Source organism: Catenulispora sp. GAS73, from assembly GCF_041262085.1.
Classification (GTDB): Bacteria; Actinomycetota; Actinomycetes; order Streptomycetales; family Catenulisporaceae; genus Catenulispora.
In genome coordinates, this window is sequence record NZ_JBGCCM010000062.1 from 21091 (window position 1) to 39041 (window position 17951).

Genomic DNA, 17951 nt, shown 5'->3' on the forward strand with positions numbered 1-17951 from the left:
GTCGCCGGTGTGCACGCGGTGCTCACCCACGTGGCTCGTAGACCACTCCGATCGGCTTCGGCCGCGGGTTCGGCCCGAAGTGCACCACGTACCACTCCCCGCGCCAGGAGATCAGCGAGAACAGCCCGAAGGACTTGGTCTTGCCGTCCTCGGTGTACGTCAGGCGGGACCCGTACACGCGGTAGTACGACAGTTTGTTCGTCTCCTCGCCCGGCAGGATCCACTCCGCCGCCTTCGCCGGCACGCTCACCCCGACCAGCTTCGCGTCCTTCGCCCCGGCGCCGAGCAGCCGGTGCGCAGCGTGGACGTCGAGGTCGTAGAACCCGATGAGCCGGTTCTGATAGTCCGCCCCGGCGTTGCTGAGCGCCTTCACCTGCAGATAGGCGCTCTTCGGGAAGAAGAACGGCATGGCCTCCTGCGGGTTGTCGTCCACGATGCCCTGCCACAGCGCGGCGATGCCGGCCTGGAACTGCGGGTCGGTGGAGGTCGGCATGGTCTTCGTCTGCGGGAGCGTCCCCGGGTCCACGCCGGGCGTGCTGGCGGGGGTTTGCGACGGCGCCGAAGGCTGCGAGGCGGAGCCGGAGTCCGGCGCGGACGGCGTCGCCGGAACGCTGCTCGCCTCAGTGCCGGACGACGCCGCCGGTGCCGTGCTCGGGCTCGACGAGGAGCTGCCGCAGCCGGCCATGGTGAGCAGCAACGCTGCAGATGCCCCTGCGCACAGCGCTGTACGCGTTCTCATAAGGTTCAACCGTTCTCGTCCTCAAGCCATCGCAGGTCGTGATCCGCGCCGGGCACCAGGAACTCCAGCAGCTTGGCTCCCTCGGATTCGAGCTCCGCGCGTTGCGCCTTGGTGATCGGAACCAAGGGAATGAGGTTCAGGGTTCCCGCAGTGCGTTTCTTGTCTGTTTCGACCTTCCAGGCGCCACGGATCCATCCGTCCACGGTGAAAGTAGAGATCGGCGTGTTACCGGAGAAGACCTTCTCCTTGGGCACCCGCGGGTCGTTGATGCGACCGCGTTCCTTGTGCCCGATGAAGACGTTGTCGTAGTCCGGCAGGAACCGCGCAGGGGCCGGTACGTCCTCTCCAGGGCGCGGCGCATCAGGAAGGTCGAACAGTTCGGTTCCGGATTCGCTCTGGAAAAGCACCAGCCGCGCGCGGAGCTTCTCGAACACCTCGCGCAGACCGGTGAGTCCGCTCCAGCTTTGGGCGTCCATCACGGAAGCCGGTCCGAACGCCTGGAGATACCGCAGGACCAACTCCTCCGCGTCCATAGCGGGAACCGCTTTAGCGTTTCCGAACCAGTGCTCCGCAGTAGTGTGCTTCGCCAGTCCACCCTGCTGCCACAGCCCGCGCGGCGTCACCTGGACCAGCGCAAGGTTGTTGCGCGCCGCGACGCCGAGGGCCTGGACGTCGTGGTCGGGATAGGCGTCGGCGAGGAGCTTGCCGAGGTCGTTGAGCGTCCGCGGTTCTTCCTCCGCGAACTTCCGTGCGCGCTCCGCGAGTTCCGACAGGTCGATGCCCTGAAGACGCTTCCCGAAGGCGCCCTTAAGGTTCCGGTCCTGTACCGGCTGGAGAAGCTGGCGCAGCGGCAGGCAGTCCCGCGCGGTCACGGTGTGGATCGTCGAGCGCTGAAGGCTCATGCGGACGAACTCGCGGTTCTCGAAACGCTGTGAGAAGTCATGCGCGTCGAACGCTGTGAGCCGCGACCACAGAGCCACATAGTGGTTCGGCGGGATTTGCGTCTGCAGACCGACCAGATGCTCGACGGCTTCGGCGGCGTCCATATCGGCGCGACGCAGCAGCAGCTGCCGGTCGAGCGTGGCCCGGTTGAGTTCGCGCTCGGTGAGCGTGCGCACGCTCACTGGCCGTCCTGCGGCTTGGTCACCGGCTTTGCGGGCTTGACGGGCGTCACAGGCTTCACCGGCTCCAGCGCGAAGATGTTGATGTGACGCCCTGAACGCTCGGCGTAGTTCTCATAGCCGGGCCAGTTCTTCGTCAGGAGGGTGTTCCAGACCCGCTCGCGCTCTTCACCCTCGATGACGCGCGCGTGCACCGGCCCGGACTTGCCGCGGACCGCGACCGTCGCCTCCGGGTTCGCCAGCAGGTTCAGCGCCCACGCCGGGTGCTGTTGCTGGCCCCAGTTCGAGCCGACCACCACCAGCGCGCCTTCGTGGCGGCTGTACAGCAGCGGCACCGTGCGCGGCTGCCCGGACTTGCGGCCGGTGGTGGTCAGCAGCAGCGTCGGGATCCCGGTGCCGGCGAGCATGAACACCCGGCCGCCGGTGGCCCGGCCCAGGAAGCGGTCGACGTGCGGGGCCACCCCCTTGAAGGTGGCCGCGAACCACTTCTGACGGCCCAGGCGCGTGATGAGGGCGTTCCAGGGGTTGGTCATGGCCTCATCATGGCATCCGGGGCGCGCCTTCCGGGGCCCGCGTGTCGGACCCGGCACGGCGGTCCGGGCACGCCAAGATGTCAGCATGACGGACAGCCTGCAGATCACCCGCGCGTCCCTGGCCGACTGGCCCATCGTCCAGGGCTGGTGCGCCGACGAGGGATGGAACCCCGGAGACCACGACGGACCCTGCTTCCTCGCGCAGGACCCGGAAGGCTTCTTCGTCGGGCGGATCGGCGGCGAACCGGTGTCCGCGGTGTCCGTGGTGAACTACGGCGACGCCTTCTCCTTCCTCGGGCTGTATCTGGTGAAGCCGGAGTTCCGCGGCCGCGGACACGGCCTGGCCACCTGGAAGGCGGCGCTGCCACGGGCCGGCGCGCGCACCGTCGGGCTCGACGGCGTGGTCGCGCAGCAGGACAACTACCGCAAGTCCGGGTTCATGGACGCGCACCGCACCGTGCGCTACGTCGGCGACCTGACCTCCGACGGCTCCGGCCCGGCCGCCGCGGTCCCGCTGGCCGAGGCCGGGTTCGCCGAAGTCGCCGACTACGACGCGCTGTGCTTCCCGGCGCCGCGCGCGGTGTTCCTGCGCGAGTGGTTCGCCGCGCCTGGACACGTCGGCAGGGCCCTGATCGTCGACGGCCGGCTGGTCGGCTACGGCGTGCTGCGCGCCGCGCACGACGGCCACCGCGTCGGGCCGCTGTTCGCCGACTCCCGCGTCTACGCCGAGGTGATCCTGGACGCCCTGGTCGCCGGGGCCGCGGGCGACGCCGGGTTCACCGGCCGCGGCCGGGTCGGCGCCGCCGGCGGCGGGCGGATCGTGATCGACGTGCCGGAGACCAACCGCGAGGCGCTGGCGATGGTCGCCGCCCTGGGGCTGGAGCCCTCGTTCGAGGTGGCCCGGATGTACACCGGGCCGGTGCGCGACGTCGATCACGGCAAGATGTTCGGGATGACGACGCTGGAGCTCGGCTGAGGCCCAGTAGCGGTTTCTAGAGCTGGTCGTAGGTCTTGAATGAGTAGAAGGCGGTCCCGCTGAGCCGGTTCGCGCCCGAGGGCGACGGCAGGCCGAACCGGCGGTTCAGCTCCTCGGCCGCCCGGCCGCAGCCGCTCACCTCCGGCACGGCCAGCGTCTGGTCCAGCACCTGGAAGGTGATGATCGGCGGGTTCTGCGACAGCCACTGTGTGGTGCCCGGGACGCGGGCGGCGGCGATCTGGACCGGCGCGGCGGTGGTGCCGATCGAACAGTGCTCGCCGAGGCGCGGGCCGGTGAGCTGGAAGGTCAGGCTCATCGCGCCGGACTGGCTGTAGAAGTCCGGGGCGGCGGTCAGGTGCGGCTGCATCCAGAGCTTGGGGCCGTGGCCATGGTCGTGGTTGCGGCCGTCGCCGGACTGCCGTCCCGGGATCGGCAAGCGGGCGGCGCGGAAGCCGCCGAAGACCTGGCCCGGGGTGCCGTCGGGCAGCGGACCCTCGGCGTGGGTGACGGCGGTGAAGTCGAAGGGCAGGGTCGCGGCGCCGATGGTCGCGGTGCCCTGGGCGACCAGGACTTCGCAGCGCCACTTGGCGGGGTCGACGCCGGTGGGGAGTTGCGGGCAGTCGCGGAAGTCGAAATTCGGCACCGCGGGGGTGGTGGCTGCGTTCGCGGCGCCTGCGTCGACCGGGATGGCGATGGTGGCGGCGACGGCGGTCGCGGCGAGGAGGGCTGACGTCTTTCGCATGGCTCTACCATCGCCGAGCACCCGTGCCCCAGGTCAGTGAGCTGCCACCCGAGTCGGGGTAGGGCTGGCCCCCGTATCCGCGCGGCGCTGTTACCTTGATCGGCATGACAGACGTGCTGCGGCAGGTGCCGCTCATCGACGGCCCGGCCGAGCTCCGCGGTGCGCTGGAGGTCGTCACGACCGAGGCCGGGCTGCTGCCGCGCCGGCTGCCGCAGTGGACCGTCGCGCAGTCGGACGCCTCGATGGAGCGGCAGGCCACGGCCGGATCCGGGGTGCGGCTGGCGTTCCGCAGCGCCGCGACCGTGGTCGAGCTCGACGTGCTGACCACGGTGCCGATGATGGCCGAGAACGAGCCGCGGCCCGACGACGCCGGGGTCTTCGCGATCACGTACGACGGCTACGACGCCGAAGACGGCCACGACGGCAGCGAAAGCTTCCTCGGCGGCACGCAGACGGCCCCGGTGGGCAACGTCCTGCTAATGGACCAGACCATGACCCAGGTCGGCTTCGTGCCCGGGCAGCCGGCGACGGCGCGGTTCGCGGGGCTCCCGGCCGGGGTCAAGGAGCTCCAGATCTGGCTGCCGCACTGGGTGAAGACCGAACTCGTGGCCCTGCGCGCGGACGCCGACGTCGAGCCGCCGACGCCGGCCGGCCGCCGGGTGTGGCTGCATCACGGCAGCTCGATCAGCCAGTGCAACGAGGCCGCGTCGCCGCTCGGGGTGTGGCCGGTGATCGCGGCCCGGACCGCCGGGGTGGAGCCGGTGAACCTGGGGCTGTCAGGGAACTGCTACCTGGACCCGTTCGTCGCGCGCTCGATCCGCGACGCTCGGGCAGACGTCATCAGCCTGAAGCTGGGCATCAACTTCACGGCCAAGGCCGGTTTCGTGCTGCGCACGCTCGGTCCGACGGTGCACGGCTTCCTCGACACGGTGCGCGAGGGACACCCCGACACGCCGCTGCTGGTGGTGTCGCCGATCGCGTGCCCGGCGCTGGAGGAGACGCCGGGGCCGACGGTGTGGCGCGACGACGTGCTGTACGCGACCGGCGACCCGGCCACGGTGGCCGCCGGGGCGCTGACGTTGCAGGTGGTGCGGCGGGAGCTGCGGCGGATCGTGACGGAGCGGGCGAAGCAGGACCCGAACATCCACTACCTGGACGGCTTGCGGCTGGTGGCGCTGGACGAGGCCGACGAGTACCTGGGTGAGGGGCTGCATCCGACGCCGGCCGGGTATCAGGTGATCGGGGAGCGGTTCGCTCGGCTGGTGTTCGGGGAGGGCGGGGTGTTCGCAACAGCGGCGGGGTGGATCAGCTGACGACTTGGTGCTGAAGCGGTACGCGCGCGGCGCCGCTGCCGAGCGAGCCCAGGCCGGGCCGCCCGACGCGAGCCACCCGTCGCCGGTGCTGCTCCGCTTCCGGGTAGCGTCCGCTGTTCTCGTGCCAGTTGAGGATCGCGGTCATCCAGTCGCGGAGTTCCTGAACGTGGCGGTCCAGGGCCGCGCGGGTCGCGGACGAGAGCCGCATCGCGTCGGCCAGGGCCGGCAGCTCGACGTCGGCCGCGTGCCGGAACGTGTCGAGCCGCGCGGCGATCAGGGCACTGACAACCTGCAAGGCGCGGTCGCGGTCGCAGTCGAAGAAGTCCTGCACGACCAGCACGCAGTTGTGGACGTCGCCCTCGAACTGGATCTCCTTCTGGTAGGAGTACAGATCGTTCACCAGGCACGACCAGTCCGCCGCGGCATGCTCCAGCGCGCTCACCGGACGGCTGCGCAGCACCTCGGGCGGAACCGAGTCGTGAGCCAACCGGGACAGCGCCATCGTGAGATCGGAGCCGAAGGTGGCGCGGCGCATCTCGACGTAGTCGATGGGATCCGGGATCCGGTGCACCGCCTGGTTCTCCAGTTCCCACAGCCAGCTGTCGATCATCGTCTGCGTGCCCCGGCGCAGCGCCTCGCGGGCCGTCGCCGACACCCCGGAGGTGGAGCGCCGCCACAGGTCGGCCAGGCCGCGTTCGAGGGCTGACGCCGGGGCCGGCGGGGTGTCGGTCATCAGGGAACTGAGGCGCTCGTTGCAGAGTCTGGCGCTGGTCCGGTCGCGCGTCGCCCCGAAGACGGCCGGGTAGTAGTCGTCGGCGTACGTGCCCCAGGCCAGCCAGTCGGTCGCGAGGTCGAGCTCTTCGGGCGAGGCGTCGGGGTGGATGCCCGCGGAGCAGAGCGCGAAGTCGGCGTCGACGAGGTGCTTCTCGTCCCAGATGCCGTCGAAGAAGCCGATGTGGCGGCACCAGTCCGCGACGTGGCGGCGCGCGACCGGCAGGTGCGGGCTCAGGCGCAGCTCGGTGGGGGCTTCGATGGCGGGGATCGGGGTGGGGCCGACCTGTTCGTAGAGCGGGTGACTCAGCCGTTTGAGACGCGCGGGCATGGTCTTCGCGATCGAGGCGACGATGCGGGCCGCCGACGTCCCCAGACCCAGTGGTCCGGGAAGCGTCGAGGAGGTCGCGCCGGGCTCGTAGGCGTCGTTCATGTAGCGCGAGGAGCGCATGTGCCACTCGTGGCCGCCGGACTGCCAGTCCTGCAGACCTTTGACATACAAGCCGACCTGCAACGCCTCCAGCGGCCCGACGCCGCTCTCGGCGAACAGCGGAACCAGCTCGGTCAGCGCGGTCTGCTCGAACTGGTGCAGCCGGCTGGTGAGCAGCTCGTTGGTGTGGTTCGCGGCGGTCTGCGGGTCGCAGTCCAGGAAGCGTTCCAGGACCAGGACGCAGTTGGAGTTCTCGCCCTCCTGCTCGACCTCGCGCTGGTAGGAGAACAGGTCGTTGCGCAGGTGGACGGCGTCGGCGAAGGTCTCCTTCAGCACCCGCAGCGGCCGGCTGGCGGCCACCCGGTCGGGGACCTCGACGCCGTTGGCGTGTTCCACGAGGTGCGCCGACCACGGAGCCCCGCCGACCTTGCGGCGCATCTCGATGTAGTCCACCGGATCGGACACCCGGTCCTCGGTGATGTTCGCCAGCTCCCACAACGATTCTTCGAGCAGATGCCGGTTGCTCTCGGCGAAGCGGCGGCGCCAGGCCTCGGTCTTGGCCGGCACGGTGCGCAGCCACAGGTCGGCCAGCCCGGCCTCGACGGCGTTGGTCGGCTCCGGCGTCGCCGCCGGGTCGCCGACCGGCATGAAGGCGGGCAGCCGGTCCAGGTAGGCGCGCGCGCCGGCCATGTCGCGCGGCCGCTTGTAGACCTCCAGGAAGTGGTCGTCGAAGAAGAAGACCCAGACGTACCAGTCGGTGACCAGGGCCAGTTCCTCGGCGTCGCAGTCGGGGTGCGTGTACGCGCACAGCAGGGCGTAGTCGTGGCGGTCGAAGTCGTCCTCGTCCCAGATCTCAGACCCCTCGATCATCGTCAGGTCGCGGGCCCACGCCTTGGAGTGGACGCGTGCGTACTCCAGATGCGGGTTCAGGCGCGCGGGATACGGCATGTAGAAATCGGGCAGCTGGAACGGCTTCGGCATGCCTTCGAAACTAAGTGCCCTGCGATCGGTGCAGAAGAGGTGGGGCGCCCAAACCAGGGGATCGAGTGAATTCCGCGCGCCGCAGAGCTGTTCTGGATCGATATAGTGCTGCCGAACACGGGGAGGTGCTCACTCAATGAGTGATCTGCAAATCAGCGCGGCGGTCCTGAACGAGCTGCGCGCGACGCTGTCGAAAATCAGCGGTGACCTGGACGGTGCGTGCCGTCGGCTGCGCAGCACCGACGCCACCGGGGTCGGCGCTGATCCTTTGATCAACCGCATGCACGACTTCGCCGACGAGTGGCACTACGGCATCGGGCAGATCGGCCAGCACGCCGACGACTGCGTGAAGATGCTGGACGACATCAGCAAGAGTGCCGACGACTTGGACGGCAAGCTCAAGAGCCAGCTCACGCAGCCGGCGCAGGCATAGGGGGAGAAGCCATGTCAGCCGCACGCAATTTCCCGGCGCTGGGCTTCGACCCGACGCCCGGAGACGTTTCGCAGACTCGTGACCTGGGGCGCTCCCTGGGTGACATGAGCACCGAGCTCGGCACCATCTTGTCCAACATCACCGGCGCCGACCGCGGCTCCTGGCAGGGCCAGTCCGCGAACGCGTTCATGGACCACCTGAACGACGACCTCAAGCCGGCCGTCCAGAAGTGCCACGACTCCTTCCAGCAGGCCAGCAGCCTGCTCTACAACTGGGCCGGGCAGCTCGACGGCTTCCAGGCCGAGGCCGCCGGGCTGGAGCAGCAGGCCGAGCACCAGCAGAGCGCCGTCAACTCAGCGAAGGCCACGGTCAACGGCCAGCCCGGACAGCCCGGCCAGCCGGCGGCGGCCCCGGCCGGGAGCCCGCAGGCCGCGCAGCAGGCCGCGGACGCCACCAAGAACCAGAAGGCGGTCACCGACGCCCAGAGCGGGCTGAGCGACATCATCCGGCGCGCGCACGAGCTGCACGACCGGTTCGTCAGCGCCGCCCAGACGATCGCCGACCAGCTGCACCACGCCGGCCAGATGGCGCCGGGCAAGCCGGGGCTGTTCGACTCCATCGTGGACGGCATCGGCAACGCCTTCTCCGGGGCCTGGCACTGGGTCGAGGCGCACGCCGACGCGATCAAGTTCATCGGCGACCTGCTCAGCGACCTGTCCGGGATCCTGGGCATCCTGGCGATCATCACCGCGCCGTTCGAGCCGCTGGGCGCGATCTTCGCGGTGGCCGCCGTGGCGACCAGCGCGGCCGCCTGCCTGACGCACCTGCTGGCCAAGGCCGCCGGGGCGAACGTGAGCTGGATGAGCATCGGCATGGACGCCCTGGGCGCCCTGCCCGGCATCGGCGCGTTCGCCAAGGGCGCGAAGGTCGCCGACGGGGCGCTCGCGGTGGCCCGGGCCGGCGAGCTCGGCGAGGGCTTCCGGGGCGTCAGCACGATCAGCCGCAACATCGTCGGCCTGGGCAAGGAGGCCGCTTCGGGCGCGGACGTCCTGATCGGCAAGCGGATCGGGCTCTGGGGCCTCAAAGCCGGCGGCTTCATCTCGCACGACGGAAGTTTCCTGGGTCGCGCGCAGATGATCGTCGAACAGGCCTACAAGCCCGGCCAGCTCCTGGGCACCAAGGGCCTGAACATGCTGGGCGACGGGGCCAAGATCTTCGGCCGGGAGCTGCCCAGGTTCAGCATCGACGCGATGAGCGGGCTGGGTCGGACCATCGACGCCGGTATCAAGGTCGCGCCGAAGCTCTACTTCCTGCCGCACGGCGTCCACAACGACATGGAGATGAACGCCGGTTTCCCGTTCCACGCGTTGTTCGGGTAAAGACATGGAGGTAATCGGCGCACAGAACCTTTGGAGCCACTGATGGACTGGTATCCCGAATCCGGCGAGACGCCGCTGTTCCGCGATGTCGCGACGTTCGCCGAGGGCCGCGCGCCCAAGGTGCGGGACAAGCGCTGGTTCCGTGACGATCAGGGCCGGGACATCTCGGCGGAGCTCCCGGGCTGGCCGCAGCTGCCCACGCCGGAGAAGAAGGGGGACAAGGCGGCCAAGGCCGGCCGGACCCTGGGCATCCTCGGCAAGGCCACGGCGGTCGTGGTCGCCGGCACGGTCGAGCTGCTGAGCCCGGGCGGGGGTTCCAACGTCAACTTCAAGGGCCCCGACGGCGCCGAGCCCGCCGATCCGGCGCTGGAGGTCGAGGACTTCCCGGTGATGTGCGCGGCTGCGGGCTCCACGGCCCGCTCGGCGCCCTACCAGCTGGATCCGGAACGGCGCCCGAACAGGTCCTACCGGACCGATCTGCAGCTGACCGACCGGCGCCTGCTCGTGCTCGGCAGCGCCTCGGTCCAGCAGCCCGCCGAGGTGCTGTGGGAGCTGCCCCTGGAGCTGGTGGCCGGGGCCCGGCAGCATGCCTTCTCGACCTTCGGCGCCGACGTCAGCGTGACCTTCGCCGACGGTTCCTGGGTCCGGCTGGATCTGCGCAGCAGGGGCAGCGCGGCCAAGGCCGTCGCGATCCTGAACGGACAGACCGAGCCGGTGGTTCTGAACGCCGCGCAGCAGGCCGCGGTCGACAGCTGGTCCTCGGCGCTGCCCAAGCCGGTGGACTTCGTGGTGAACGCGGTCGACGCGGCCGCCGGCATCGTCTCGGTCGAGGCGAAGGCGCACGTCGGCAAGAAGGTGGTCAACGCCGGGAGCATCACGCTGGACGCCGAGGGCAAGCCGGTGCGCTGAGTGCTCGGCGGCCTTTTCTGATCTTTTACGTATAGCCGAGGATTTCAGAACTTATGACTCAGATTCCTATAGCCGAGCCCGTCGCGGAAGCGCCTGGCGCCGATGAGGCGGTGCGCGCCGACCTGGCGAAGGCGTTCGAGCGCGCCGTCACCGGCATCCCGCCGATGCTGTTCGTCGTCCCGGACGGATTCCACGAGCTCCCCTTGCAGCCCGACCCGGCCCAGCGCGCCGCAGCGGCCGAAGCCTTCGCCCGCGAGCTGTACCCGAACGGCGACGAGGAACTGTGGCGCACCAACGCCCCGGCGTTCGCCGCCATGGGCGAGATGACGGCGGCGACCGGCGTCGCGTACGCCGCGATGGGCGTCTTCGACAACGAGCGCGGCGGCGTCGCGACCGCCAACCTCACCATCGCCGCCACCGCCTCCGAACACACCGACCCCGAAACCGCCGCCCTGGCCATCCGCGAAGTCCTGGTCCGCGACGAATTCAACGACTCCCGCTGGCTCAACCTCCCCTGCGGCCCCGCCGTCTCCCGCATCACCGTCACCAAGTTCCCCCTCGACCCGGCCCTGACCGCCGGCGCCGAGGCGGAACTGGTCCAGGGCCAGATCCAGGTCTTCATCCCGTTCCCGACCGGCCCCTTCATGGCGATCGTGACCCTGGGGACGTACAACATGGAGGTCTGGACCGAGGTCAGCGAGATGGCCGCGGTGATGGTGCAGACGATCGAGTTCCCGACGGCGGGGGAGGAGCCCGCGATCAGCGGCTGATGTTCCAGGCGGCGGGCAGGTCGGCTCCTGGTTCAGTAAGGCCACACCCACCCCGAGATCGCCGGATCGTCCTCCCCGAACTCCCGTGTGTACTGCCGGGCCTTCAGGCGCGCGTCCTGTAGTTGCTGCCGCACGTGCCCGGCGCGTTCGGCGAGGCCGGGGACGCGGTCGATGGCGTCCATCGCGAGGTGGAAGCGGTCGATGTCGTTCAGCATCGCCATGTCGAAGGGTGTGGTGGTGGTGCCCTCCTCCTTGTAGCCGCGGACGTGGAAGTTCACGTGGTTGGTGCGGCGGTAGGTCAGCCTGTGGATCAGCCAGGGGTACCCGTGGTAGGTGAACACCACCGGCTTCGCCGTCGTGAACAGGGCGTCGAACTCCTTGTCCGTCAGGCCGTGCGGGTGTTCGTCGTTGCCCTGCAGGCGCATCAGGTCCACGACGTTCACGACGCGGACCTTCAGGTCCGGGAAGTGCTGGCGCAGGAGGTCCGCCGCGGCCAGCGTCTCCATCGTGGGGACGTCGCCGGCGCAGCCCATCACCAGGTCCGGCTCGCCGTCGGCGTCGGTGGAGGCCCACTCCCAGATGCCGATGCCGCGGGTGCAGTGCACGATCGCGTCGTCCATCGACAGGTACTGCAACTGCGGCTGCTTGCCCGCCACGATGACGTTCACGTAGTCCCGCGAGCGCAGGCAGTGGTCCGCCACCGACAGCAGGGTGTTCGCGTCCGGCGGGAGGTAGACGCGGATGACATCAGCCTTCTTGTTCACCACGTGGTCGATGAAGCCGGGGTCCTGGTGCGAGAAGCCGTTGTGGTCCTGCCGCCACACGTGCGACGTCAGCAGGTAGTTCAGCGAGGCGATCGGGGCCCGCCAGGGGATGTTCCGGGTCGTCTTCAGCCACTTCGCGTGCTGGTTGAACATCGAGTCGACGATGTGGATGAACGCCTCGTAGCACGAGAAGAACCCGTGCCGCCCGGTCAGCAGGTAGCCCTCCAGCCAGCCCTGGCACATGTGCTCGCTCAGCGGCTCCAGCACCCGGCCCTCCATCGACAGGTGCTCGTCGTCCCACGGCACCGTCTCGGCGTTCCACATCCGGCCGGTGGCCTCGAACAGCGCCTGCAGGCGGTTCGAGGCGGTCTCGTCCGGGCCGAAGACCCGGAAGTTGTCAGCACCCGAATTGTCCGTCATGATGTCGCGCAGGAACGTGCCGAGGATCTTGGTGGACTCGGCGTGTTCTACGCCGTGCCCGGCCGGGTCGACCGCGTAGTCGCGGAAGTCGGGCATCTTCAAATCGCGCAGCAGCACGCCGCCGTTGGCGTGCGGGTTGGCCCCCATCCGCCGCGGCCCGGACGGAGCCAGGGCCGCCAGCTCCGGCATCAGCGCGCCGGCCGGGTCGAACAGCTCCTCGGGCCGGTAGGAGCGCATCCACTTCTCCAGCACCTTCAGATGCGCTGGACTGGTGTGCACGTCGGCCATCGGCACCTGGTGCGAGCGCCAGGAGTCCTCCGTGCGCTTGCCGTCCACGGTCTTCGGGCCAGTCCAGCCCTTCGGGGTGCGCAGGATAAGCATCGGCCACGCCGGGCGCACGCCCTTGTCCTTGCCGCTGGCGGCCTTCGCGCGAATGTCCGCGATCCGGTCCAGGATCCGGTCGAGCGTCCCGGCCATCGCCTGGTGCGCCTCCAGCGGGTCCGCGCCCTCCTCGCTGACGACCGTGAACGGCTCGTACCCGTACCCGCGCATCAGCTGCTCCAGCTCGGCCTGCGGGATGCGGGACAGCACGGTCGGGTTGGCGATCTTGTAGCCGTTCAGGTGCAGGATCGGCAGCACCGTGCCGTCGCGCACCGGGTTCACGAACTTGTTCGAGTGCCACGACCCGGCCAGCGGCCCGGTCTCCGCCTCGCCGTCCCCGACCACCGCGCAGACCAGCAGCTCCGGGTTGTCGAACGCGGCGCCGTAGGCGTGCACCAGCGAGTAGCCCAGCTCGCCGCCTTCGTGGATGGAGCCCGGGGTCTCCGGCGCGACGTGCGAGGGCACGCCGCCGGGGAAGGAGAACTGGCGGAACAGCTTGCGCATGCCCTCCTCGTCCCGGCCGATCCCGGGGTAGTACTCGCTGTACGTGCCCTCCAGATACACGTTCGCCAGCACGCCGGGGCCGCCGTGCCCGGGCCCGGCGATGTAGATCGCGTCCAGGTCGCGCGCCTTGATGACGCGGTTCATGTGCGCGTAGATGAAGTTCAGCCCCGGCGTGGTGCCCCAGTGGCCCAGCAGGCGCGGTTTGATGTCGTCCAGGGTCAGCGGCCGGTGCAGCAGCGGGTTGTCCAGCAGGTAGATCTGGCCCACCGACAGGTAATTGGCCGCGCGCCAGTAGGCGTTGAGCGCGTCGAGGTCCTTCGCGGACAGCGGGCCTTTGGGCTTGCTCGCGTTCTTGATCACTACACCAGCCTGTGATGCCCCTCCCCGGTGCCGCCGCCTGGGCTGCGCCGGACGGGTCACGCTGGCATGATCGCTCACGTGGACCAAACGGACCAAGGGGAGACGGCGGCACAGGGCCTGTACATCACGGCCACCGACGCCGCCAGCGGTAAGACAGTAGTCGCGCTCGGCGTGGCGGAAGCCATGTCCCGACGCGTGCGCCGGCTCGGCGTGTTCCGCCCGGTGGTGCCCGGCGGCGGGGCGGTCGACCCGGTGGTGGACCTGATACGGACGCGCTACCGGATCGACGAGCCCTACGAGGACTGCGTCGGCACCACCTACGACGCGGTGCACCTGGACCCGGCGCGCGCGGTCGAGACGATCGTCGACCGCTACCGGGCTTTGGCAGCACGCTGCGAAGCCGTGGTCGTGGTCGGCTCGGACTTCACCGACGCCGCGAACACCACCGAGTTCGGCTTCAACGCGAACGTCGCGGCCAACCTGGCGCTGCCGGTGCTCCTGGTGGTCGGCGGGATGGAGCGCACGCCGCAGGACGTGGCCGCCGTCGTGCGCGTCTCGCGGCAGGAGCTGACGCGGCTGCACGCCACCGAGCTGGCGGTGATCGTGAACCGCGTGGAGCCCGGAGAAGAGGACGCGGTGCGGCGCGAGGTCGCCACGGTGTTCGGTCCGGCGGCCTTCGGCGAGCAGACTCCGAACTCTGCGATACCGAACTCTGCAACACCGAGCACTGCGACACCGAGCACCACCGACCAGGCCGCGAACCCCCTCGTCTTCACCATCCCCGAAGTCCCCGGCCTGACCGCCCCGACCATCCGCGACCTGGCCCGCGCCGCCGGCGGCCGGCTGATCAGCGGCGACGAGGCCCTGCTCGACCGCGAGGCGGCCTCGCTGGTCGTGGCCGCCATGTCGCTGCCGAACGTCCTCGACCGCCTCACCGAGGGCGTCGCGATCATCGCGCCCGGCGACCGCACCGCGGGCCTGGTGCCCGGGCTGCTGGCCGCGCACGAGGCCGCGAACTTCCCCGCCTTGTCAGGGGTCTTCCTCACCGGCGGCTTCACCCTCCCGGCCAGCGTCTCGCGGCTGCTGGAAGGCGTGTCCTCCCCGCTGCCGATCATCGCCAGCGGCCAGGACACGCTGCCGACCGCACTGCACCTGGCCGCCGTGCGCGGCGAGATCACCGCCGACCACCCCGGCAAGGTCGAGACCGCGCTCGGCGCCTTCGCCCGCGGCGTGGACACCTCGGCATTGCTGAACCGGCTGAACGTGACGCGCTCGGTCGCCGTCACGCCGCTGATGTTCCAGGCGCAACTGCTGGAGCGGGCCCGCTCACAGCGCCGCCGCATCGTGCTGCCGGAGGGCTCCGACGACCGGATCCTGCGCGCCGCCGACATCGTGGCCCGCCGCGGCGCCGCCGACCTGCTGGTCCTGGGCGAGCAGGAGAAGGTCCGGGCCCGCGCCAACGCCCTGGGCCTGGACCTGGCCGGCGTCCGGATCGTCAGCCCGGCCGACTCGGTACTGGTCGAGGAGTTCGCGCACGAGTACACCCGGCTGCGCGAGCACAAGGGCATGACCCTGGACCGGGCCCGCGACATCGTCCAGGACGTCTCCTACTTCGGCACGATGATGGTCCACACCGGCCGCGCCGACGGCATGGTCTCAGGGGCCGTACACACCACCGCGCACACCATCCGCCCGGCCTTCGAGATCATCCGCACCGAGCCCGGCGTCTCGGTGGTCTCCAGCGTCTTCTTCATGCTGCTCGCCGACAGGGTCCTGGTATACGGCGACTGCGCCGTCATCCCCGATCCGGACGCCGAACAACTCGCCGACGTCGCCGTCTCCTCAGCCCGCACCGCCGAGGCCTTCGGCGTCCACCCGCGAGTGGCGATGCTGTCCTACTCCAGCGGCGAATCAGGGTCCGGAAAAGACGTCGAGAAGGTCCGCGAGGCCGCGAAGCTGGCCCACGCCCGCGACCCGGACCTGCCCCTGGAAGGCCCGATCCAGTACGACGCCGCCGCCGACCCCGAGGTGGGTGCGCTCAAGCTCCCCGGCAGCGCGGTAGCCGGCCGAGCGACGGTGTTCATCGTCCCCGACCTGAACACCGGCAACAACCTGTACAAGGCGGTCCAGCGCAGCGCCGGCGCGATCGCGGTCGGACCGGTGCTGCAGGGGCTCCGCAAGCCGGTCAACGACCTGTCGCGCGGCGCCCTGGTGCAGGACATCGTGAACACCATCGTGATCACGGCGGTGCAGGCCCAAAGCGAAACAAGCGAGGCGAGCGAAGTGGATGGACAGCGATGAACCAGGTCCTCGTCCTCAACTCCGGCTCCTCGTCGATCAAGTACCAGCTGATCGACATGGACGACCGCGCACGCCTGGCCGTCGGCATCATCGAACGAATCGGCGAGGCCGCCGGCGAAGTCGCCGACCACGCCGCCGGCATGGAGGTGGTGCTCAGCGAGCTGGAGGGCAAGCTGGACCGCGCGCAACTGGCCGCCGTCGGCCACCGGGTCGTCCACGGCGGCGACCGCTTCCGCGGCCCGACGCTGATCAACGACGAGGTCTGCGACACCATCAGCGAACTGATTCCACTCGCACCACTACACAATCCCGCCAACCTGACGCTGATCAAGGCGGCCCGCTCAGCGTTCCCGGACACACCACAGGTGGCGGTATTCGACACGGCGTTCCACCAGACACTGCCGCCCCACGCCTACACCTACGCGATCCCCCAGCCCTGGCGCGAAGACCTCGGCGTCCGCCGCTACGGCTTCCACGGCACCTCGCACCAATACGTCTCCCGCCGCGCCGCCGCAATGCTGGGCCGCCGCTCCGAGGAGGTGAACATGATCGTGCTGCACCTCGGCAACGGCGCAAGCGCCTGCGCGATCCGCGAGGGCAAGAGCATCGACACCTCAATGGGCATGACACCCCTCGAAGGCCTGATCATGGGCACCCGCTCCGGCGACCTGGACCCAGCCGTCTCGGCGTACATCGCCCGCCAAACCGGCCGCACCGCCGAGCAGATCGACCTGACCCTGAACAAGGAGAGCGGCCTACTGGCCCTGGCCGGAAGCAACGACCTCCGCGACATCGACGCCGCAGCAGCCAAGGGCGACGAACCAGCGCGCCTAGCACTAGACGCATACTGCTACCGCATCCGCAAGTACATCGGCGCCTACCTAGCAGCCCTCGGCCGCGTCGACGCACTGGTATTCACAGCCGGCGTCGGCGAGAACTCGGCGACGGTGCGCGCCGGCGCGGTCGCGGGCCTGGACCACCTGGGCATCGCGGTGAGCCCGAAGCGGAACGCGCAGCACTCGAAGGAGGAGCGCTACATCTCACCGTACTGGGCCGAGACCGCGGTCCTAGTGGTGCCAACCGACGAGGAGATCGAAATCGCCGACCAGGCCCTGGAGGTGCTCGGCCGGACCGACTGACCCGTGCACGGGGGAGCGCTGGCCGACCACGTGGTTCGTCGTGTCCGACCGGACCACGCGGGGTGTTGGTTCTGGTTCCGATGCTCCTATGTCTGTCAAGTGGTGGTGGCGACCTGGGGTTTTACGGCGATGGCTGGGGTGTTTGCGCAGGTGAGGGCCTTGAATACTTCGCGGGCTATGTAGCGTTTGAGGCAGCGGAGGATCTCCATTTTGGACAGGCCTTCGCTGGTTCTGCGGGCGACGTAGGCGCGGGTGGGTTCGTGGTGGCGCATGCGGACCAGGGCGATGCGGTGCAGGGCGTGGTTGGCTTGCCGGTCCCCGCCCCGGGACAGCCGGTGGCGTCTGGTCTTGCCCGAAGACGCCGGTATCGGTGCGGCCCCGGTCAGGCGAGCAAACGCGGCTTCCGAACCCATCCGCTCGGGGTTGTCCCCGGCGGTGATCAGCAGCTGTCCGGCAACCTCTGGACCGACGCCGAACAACTCCAGCACCTGCGGTGCTGTGGCCGCGACCAGCGGCGCCATCTGCGCATCGAGTTCGTCGATCTCCTCATCCAGCCACTGCCAGCGGCGGGCCAGCCGGCGCAGCGAGAACTTTGCCGCGTTCACCGGCACCTGCAGGTCCCGGCCGGGGCGTAGCCGGGCCAGCGTACGGATCAACTCGGTCTTGCCCAGCCCGGCGACCTGCTCGCGCAGCGACGTCGGCGCGGTGATCAGCAGCATCCGGATCTGGTTCATCGCCTGGGTGCGGGACTTCACCGCCGAGGTGCGGGCCACCCGCAGCATCCGGATCGCCTCCACCGCCCCGGTCCGGGACTTCGGCGCGCCGGCAGCCCGACCCGAGGCCACCGCCGCCGCAGCAGCGTAGGCATCAATCGGATCGGTCTTACCCTTGGCCCGCCGCGTCTTGCGGTCGGGCCGGTCCACCTCCACCACCACCAACCCGACCTCGGCCAGATGCCGAGCCAGCCCGGCGCCGTAGGCGCCGG

The 17951-nt window shown here is 69.9% G+C and carries 15 protein-coding genes; 8 read left to right on the forward strand and 7 right to left on the reverse strand.

Features of this window, described 5'->3' with window-relative positions:
- Window positions 1-22: 22 nt before the first annotated feature.
- The 3 genes from ABH935_RS48405 to ABH935_RS48415 are packed head-to-tail and all read right to left on the reverse strand — an operon-like array spanning window position 23 to window position 2393.
- A complete protein-coding gene (locus tag ABH935_RS48405; RefSeq protein WP_370384783.1) occupies window positions 23-739 on the reverse strand; it encodes a hypothetical protein in 717 nt (238 codons plus the stop codon).
- A 5-nt stretch (window positions 740-744) separates the two neighbouring features.
- Window positions 745-1863 carry a winged helix DNA-binding domain-containing protein gene (locus ABH935_RS48410; protein ID WP_370384784.1) on the reverse strand — a complete coding sequence of 373 codons (1119 nt, stop codon included), beginning with the start codon at window positions 1861-1863 and terminating at the stop codon, window positions 745-747.
- Window positions 1860-2393, reverse strand: coding sequence for a nitroreductase family deazaflavin-dependent oxidoreductase (locus tag ABH935_RS48415; protein ID WP_370384785.1), 534 nt, complete (start codon window positions 2391-2393; stop codon window positions 1860-1862). Before ABH935_RS48415 ends, ABH935_RS48410 begins: the two co-directional genes overlap by 4 nt.
- An 85-nt stretch (window positions 2394-2478) precedes the next feature.
- Between ABH935_RS48415 and ABH935_RS48420 the strand changes: the two genes are divergently transcribed.
- Window positions 2479-3369 carry a GNAT family N-acetyltransferase gene (locus tag ABH935_RS48420; RefSeq protein ID WP_370384786.1) on the forward strand — a complete coding sequence of 297 codons (891 nt, stop codon included), beginning with the start codon at window positions 2479-2481 and terminating at the stop codon, window positions 3367-3369.
- Between the two features lie 16 nt (window positions 3370-3385).
- On the opposite strand, the gene ABH935_RS48425 is transcribed toward ABH935_RS48420, so the two are convergent.
- Window positions 3386-4111, reverse strand: a complete 726-nt coding sequence (locus ABH935_RS48425) for a hypothetical protein (protein WP_370384787.1) — start codon at window positions 4109-4111, stop codon at window positions 3386-3388.
- Window positions 4112-4215: 104 nt separating this feature from the next.
- Between ABH935_RS48425 and ABH935_RS48430 the strand changes: the two genes are divergently transcribed.
- Window positions 4216-5424 carry a GDSL-type esterase/lipase family protein gene (locus ABH935_RS48430; protein WP_370384788.1) on the forward strand — a complete coding sequence of 403 codons (1209 nt, stop codon included), beginning with the start codon at window positions 4216-4218 and terminating at the stop codon, window positions 5422-5424.
- Here the strand turns inward: ABH935_RS48430 and ABH935_RS48435 are convergent.
- On the reverse strand, window positions 5417-7606 hold the full coding sequence (locus ABH935_RS48435; RefSeq protein WP_370384789.1) for a germacradienol/geosmin synthase: 2190 nt from the start codon (window positions 7604-7606) through the stop codon (window positions 5417-5419). The genes ABH935_RS48430 and ABH935_RS48435 overlap by 8 nt on opposite strands.
- 136 nt (window positions 7607-7742) lie before the next feature.
- On the opposite strand from ABH935_RS48435, the gene ABH935_RS48440 reads away from it, so the two are divergent.
- Genes ABH935_RS48440 through ABH935_RS48455 form a run of 4 tightly spaced genes read left to right on the forward strand, consistent with a single transcriptional unit; the run spans window position 7743 to window position 11097 of the window.
- Complete coding sequence (locus ABH935_RS48440) at window positions 7743-8039, forward strand: hypothetical protein (protein ID WP_370384790.1); 297 nt, start codon at window positions 7743-7745, stop codon at window positions 8037-8039.
- Between the two features lie 11 nt (window positions 8040-8050).
- A complete protein-coding gene (locus ABH935_RS48445) occupies window positions 8051-9418 on the forward strand; it encodes a hypothetical protein (protein WP_370384791.1) in 1368 nt (455 codons plus the stop codon).
- Between the two features lie 42 nt (window positions 9419-9460).
- Window positions 9461-10327, forward strand: a complete 867-nt coding sequence (locus tag ABH935_RS48450; protein ID WP_370384792.1) for a hypothetical protein — start codon at window positions 9461-9463, stop codon at window positions 10325-10327.
- Between the two features lie 53 nt (window positions 10328-10380).
- Entirely contained in the window at window positions 10381-11097 is a 717-nt protein-coding gene (locus tag ABH935_RS48455; protein WP_370384793.1) for a hypothetical protein, read from the forward strand.
- Window positions 11098-11129: 32 nt separating this feature from the next.
- Here ABH935_RS48455 and ABH935_RS48460 read toward each other — a convergent pair whose 3' ends face one another.
- Window positions 11130-13526, reverse strand: coding sequence for a phosphoketolase (locus tag ABH935_RS48460; RefSeq protein ID WP_370384794.1), 2397 nt, complete (start codon window positions 13524-13526; stop codon window positions 11130-11132).
- A 78-nt stretch (window positions 13527-13604) separates the two neighbouring features.
- Between ABH935_RS48460 and pta the strand changes: the two genes are divergently transcribed.
- A complete protein-coding gene (gene pta, locus ABH935_RS48465) occupies window positions 13605-15827 on the forward strand; it encodes a phosphate acetyltransferase (RefSeq protein WP_370384795.1) in 2223 nt (740 codons plus the stop codon).
- On the forward strand, window positions 15824-16966 hold the full coding sequence (locus ABH935_RS48470; protein ID WP_370384796.1) for an acetate/propionate family kinase: 1143 nt from the start codon (window positions 15824-15826) through the stop codon (window positions 16964-16966). The genes pta and ABH935_RS48470 overlap by 4 nt, the downstream gene beginning before the upstream one ends.
- Window positions 16967-17061: 95 nt before the next feature.
- Here the strand turns inward: ABH935_RS48470 and ABH935_RS48475 are convergent.
- Window positions 17062-17951: IS110 family transposase (locus ABH935_RS48475; protein WP_370384797.1), on the reverse strand; the 890-nt coding region annotated here is incomplete at its 5' end.

What these genes read in the sequence shown, in the direction of transcription:
- ABH935_RS48430 (WP_370384788.1), top strand. Translation starts at nt 4,216, where the DNA reads ATGACAGACGTGCTGCGGCAGGTGCCGCTCATCGACGGCCCGGCCGAG.
- ABH935_RS48470 (WP_370384796.1), top strand. Translation starts at nt 15,824, where the DNA reads ATGAACCAGGTCCTCGTCCTCAACTCCGGCTCCTCGTCGATCAAGTAC.
- ABH935_RS48405 (WP_370384783.1), bottom strand. Translation starts at nt 739, where the DNA reads ATGAGAACGCGTACAGCGCTGTGCGCAGGGGCATCTGCAGCGTTGCTG.
- ABH935_RS48450 (WP_370384792.1), top strand. Translation starts at nt 9,461, where the DNA reads ATGGACTGGTATCCCGAATCCGGCGAGACGCCGCTGTTCCGCGATGTC.
- ABH935_RS48425 (WP_370384787.1), bottom strand. Translation starts at nt 4,111, where the DNA reads ATGCGAAAGACGTCAGCCCTCCTCGCCGCGACCGCCGTCGCCGCCACC.
- ABH935_RS48415 (WP_370384785.1), bottom strand. Translation starts at nt 2,393, where the DNA reads ATGACCAACCCCTGGAACGCCCTCATCACGCGCCTGGGCCGTCAGAAG.
- ABH935_RS48420 (WP_370384786.1), top strand. Translation starts at nt 2,479, where the DNA reads ATGACGGACAGCCTGCAGATCACCCGCGCGTCCCTGGCCGACTGGCCC.
- ABH935_RS48445 (WP_370384791.1), top strand. Translation starts at nt 8,051, where the DNA reads ATGTCAGCCGCACGCAATTTCCCGGCGCTGGGCTTCGACCCGACGCCC.
- ABH935_RS48455 (WP_370384793.1), top strand. Translation starts at nt 10,381, where the DNA reads ATGACTCAGATTCCTATAGCCGAGCCCGTCGCGGAAGCGCCTGGCGCC.
- ABH935_RS48435 (WP_370384789.1), bottom strand. Translation starts at nt 7,606, where the DNA reads ATGCCGAAGCCGTTCCAGCTGCCCGATTTCTACATGCCGTATCCCGCG.
- ABH935_RS48440 (WP_370384790.1), top strand. Translation starts at nt 7,743, where the DNA reads ATGAGTGATCTGCAAATCAGCGCGGCGGTCCTGAACGAGCTGCGCGCG.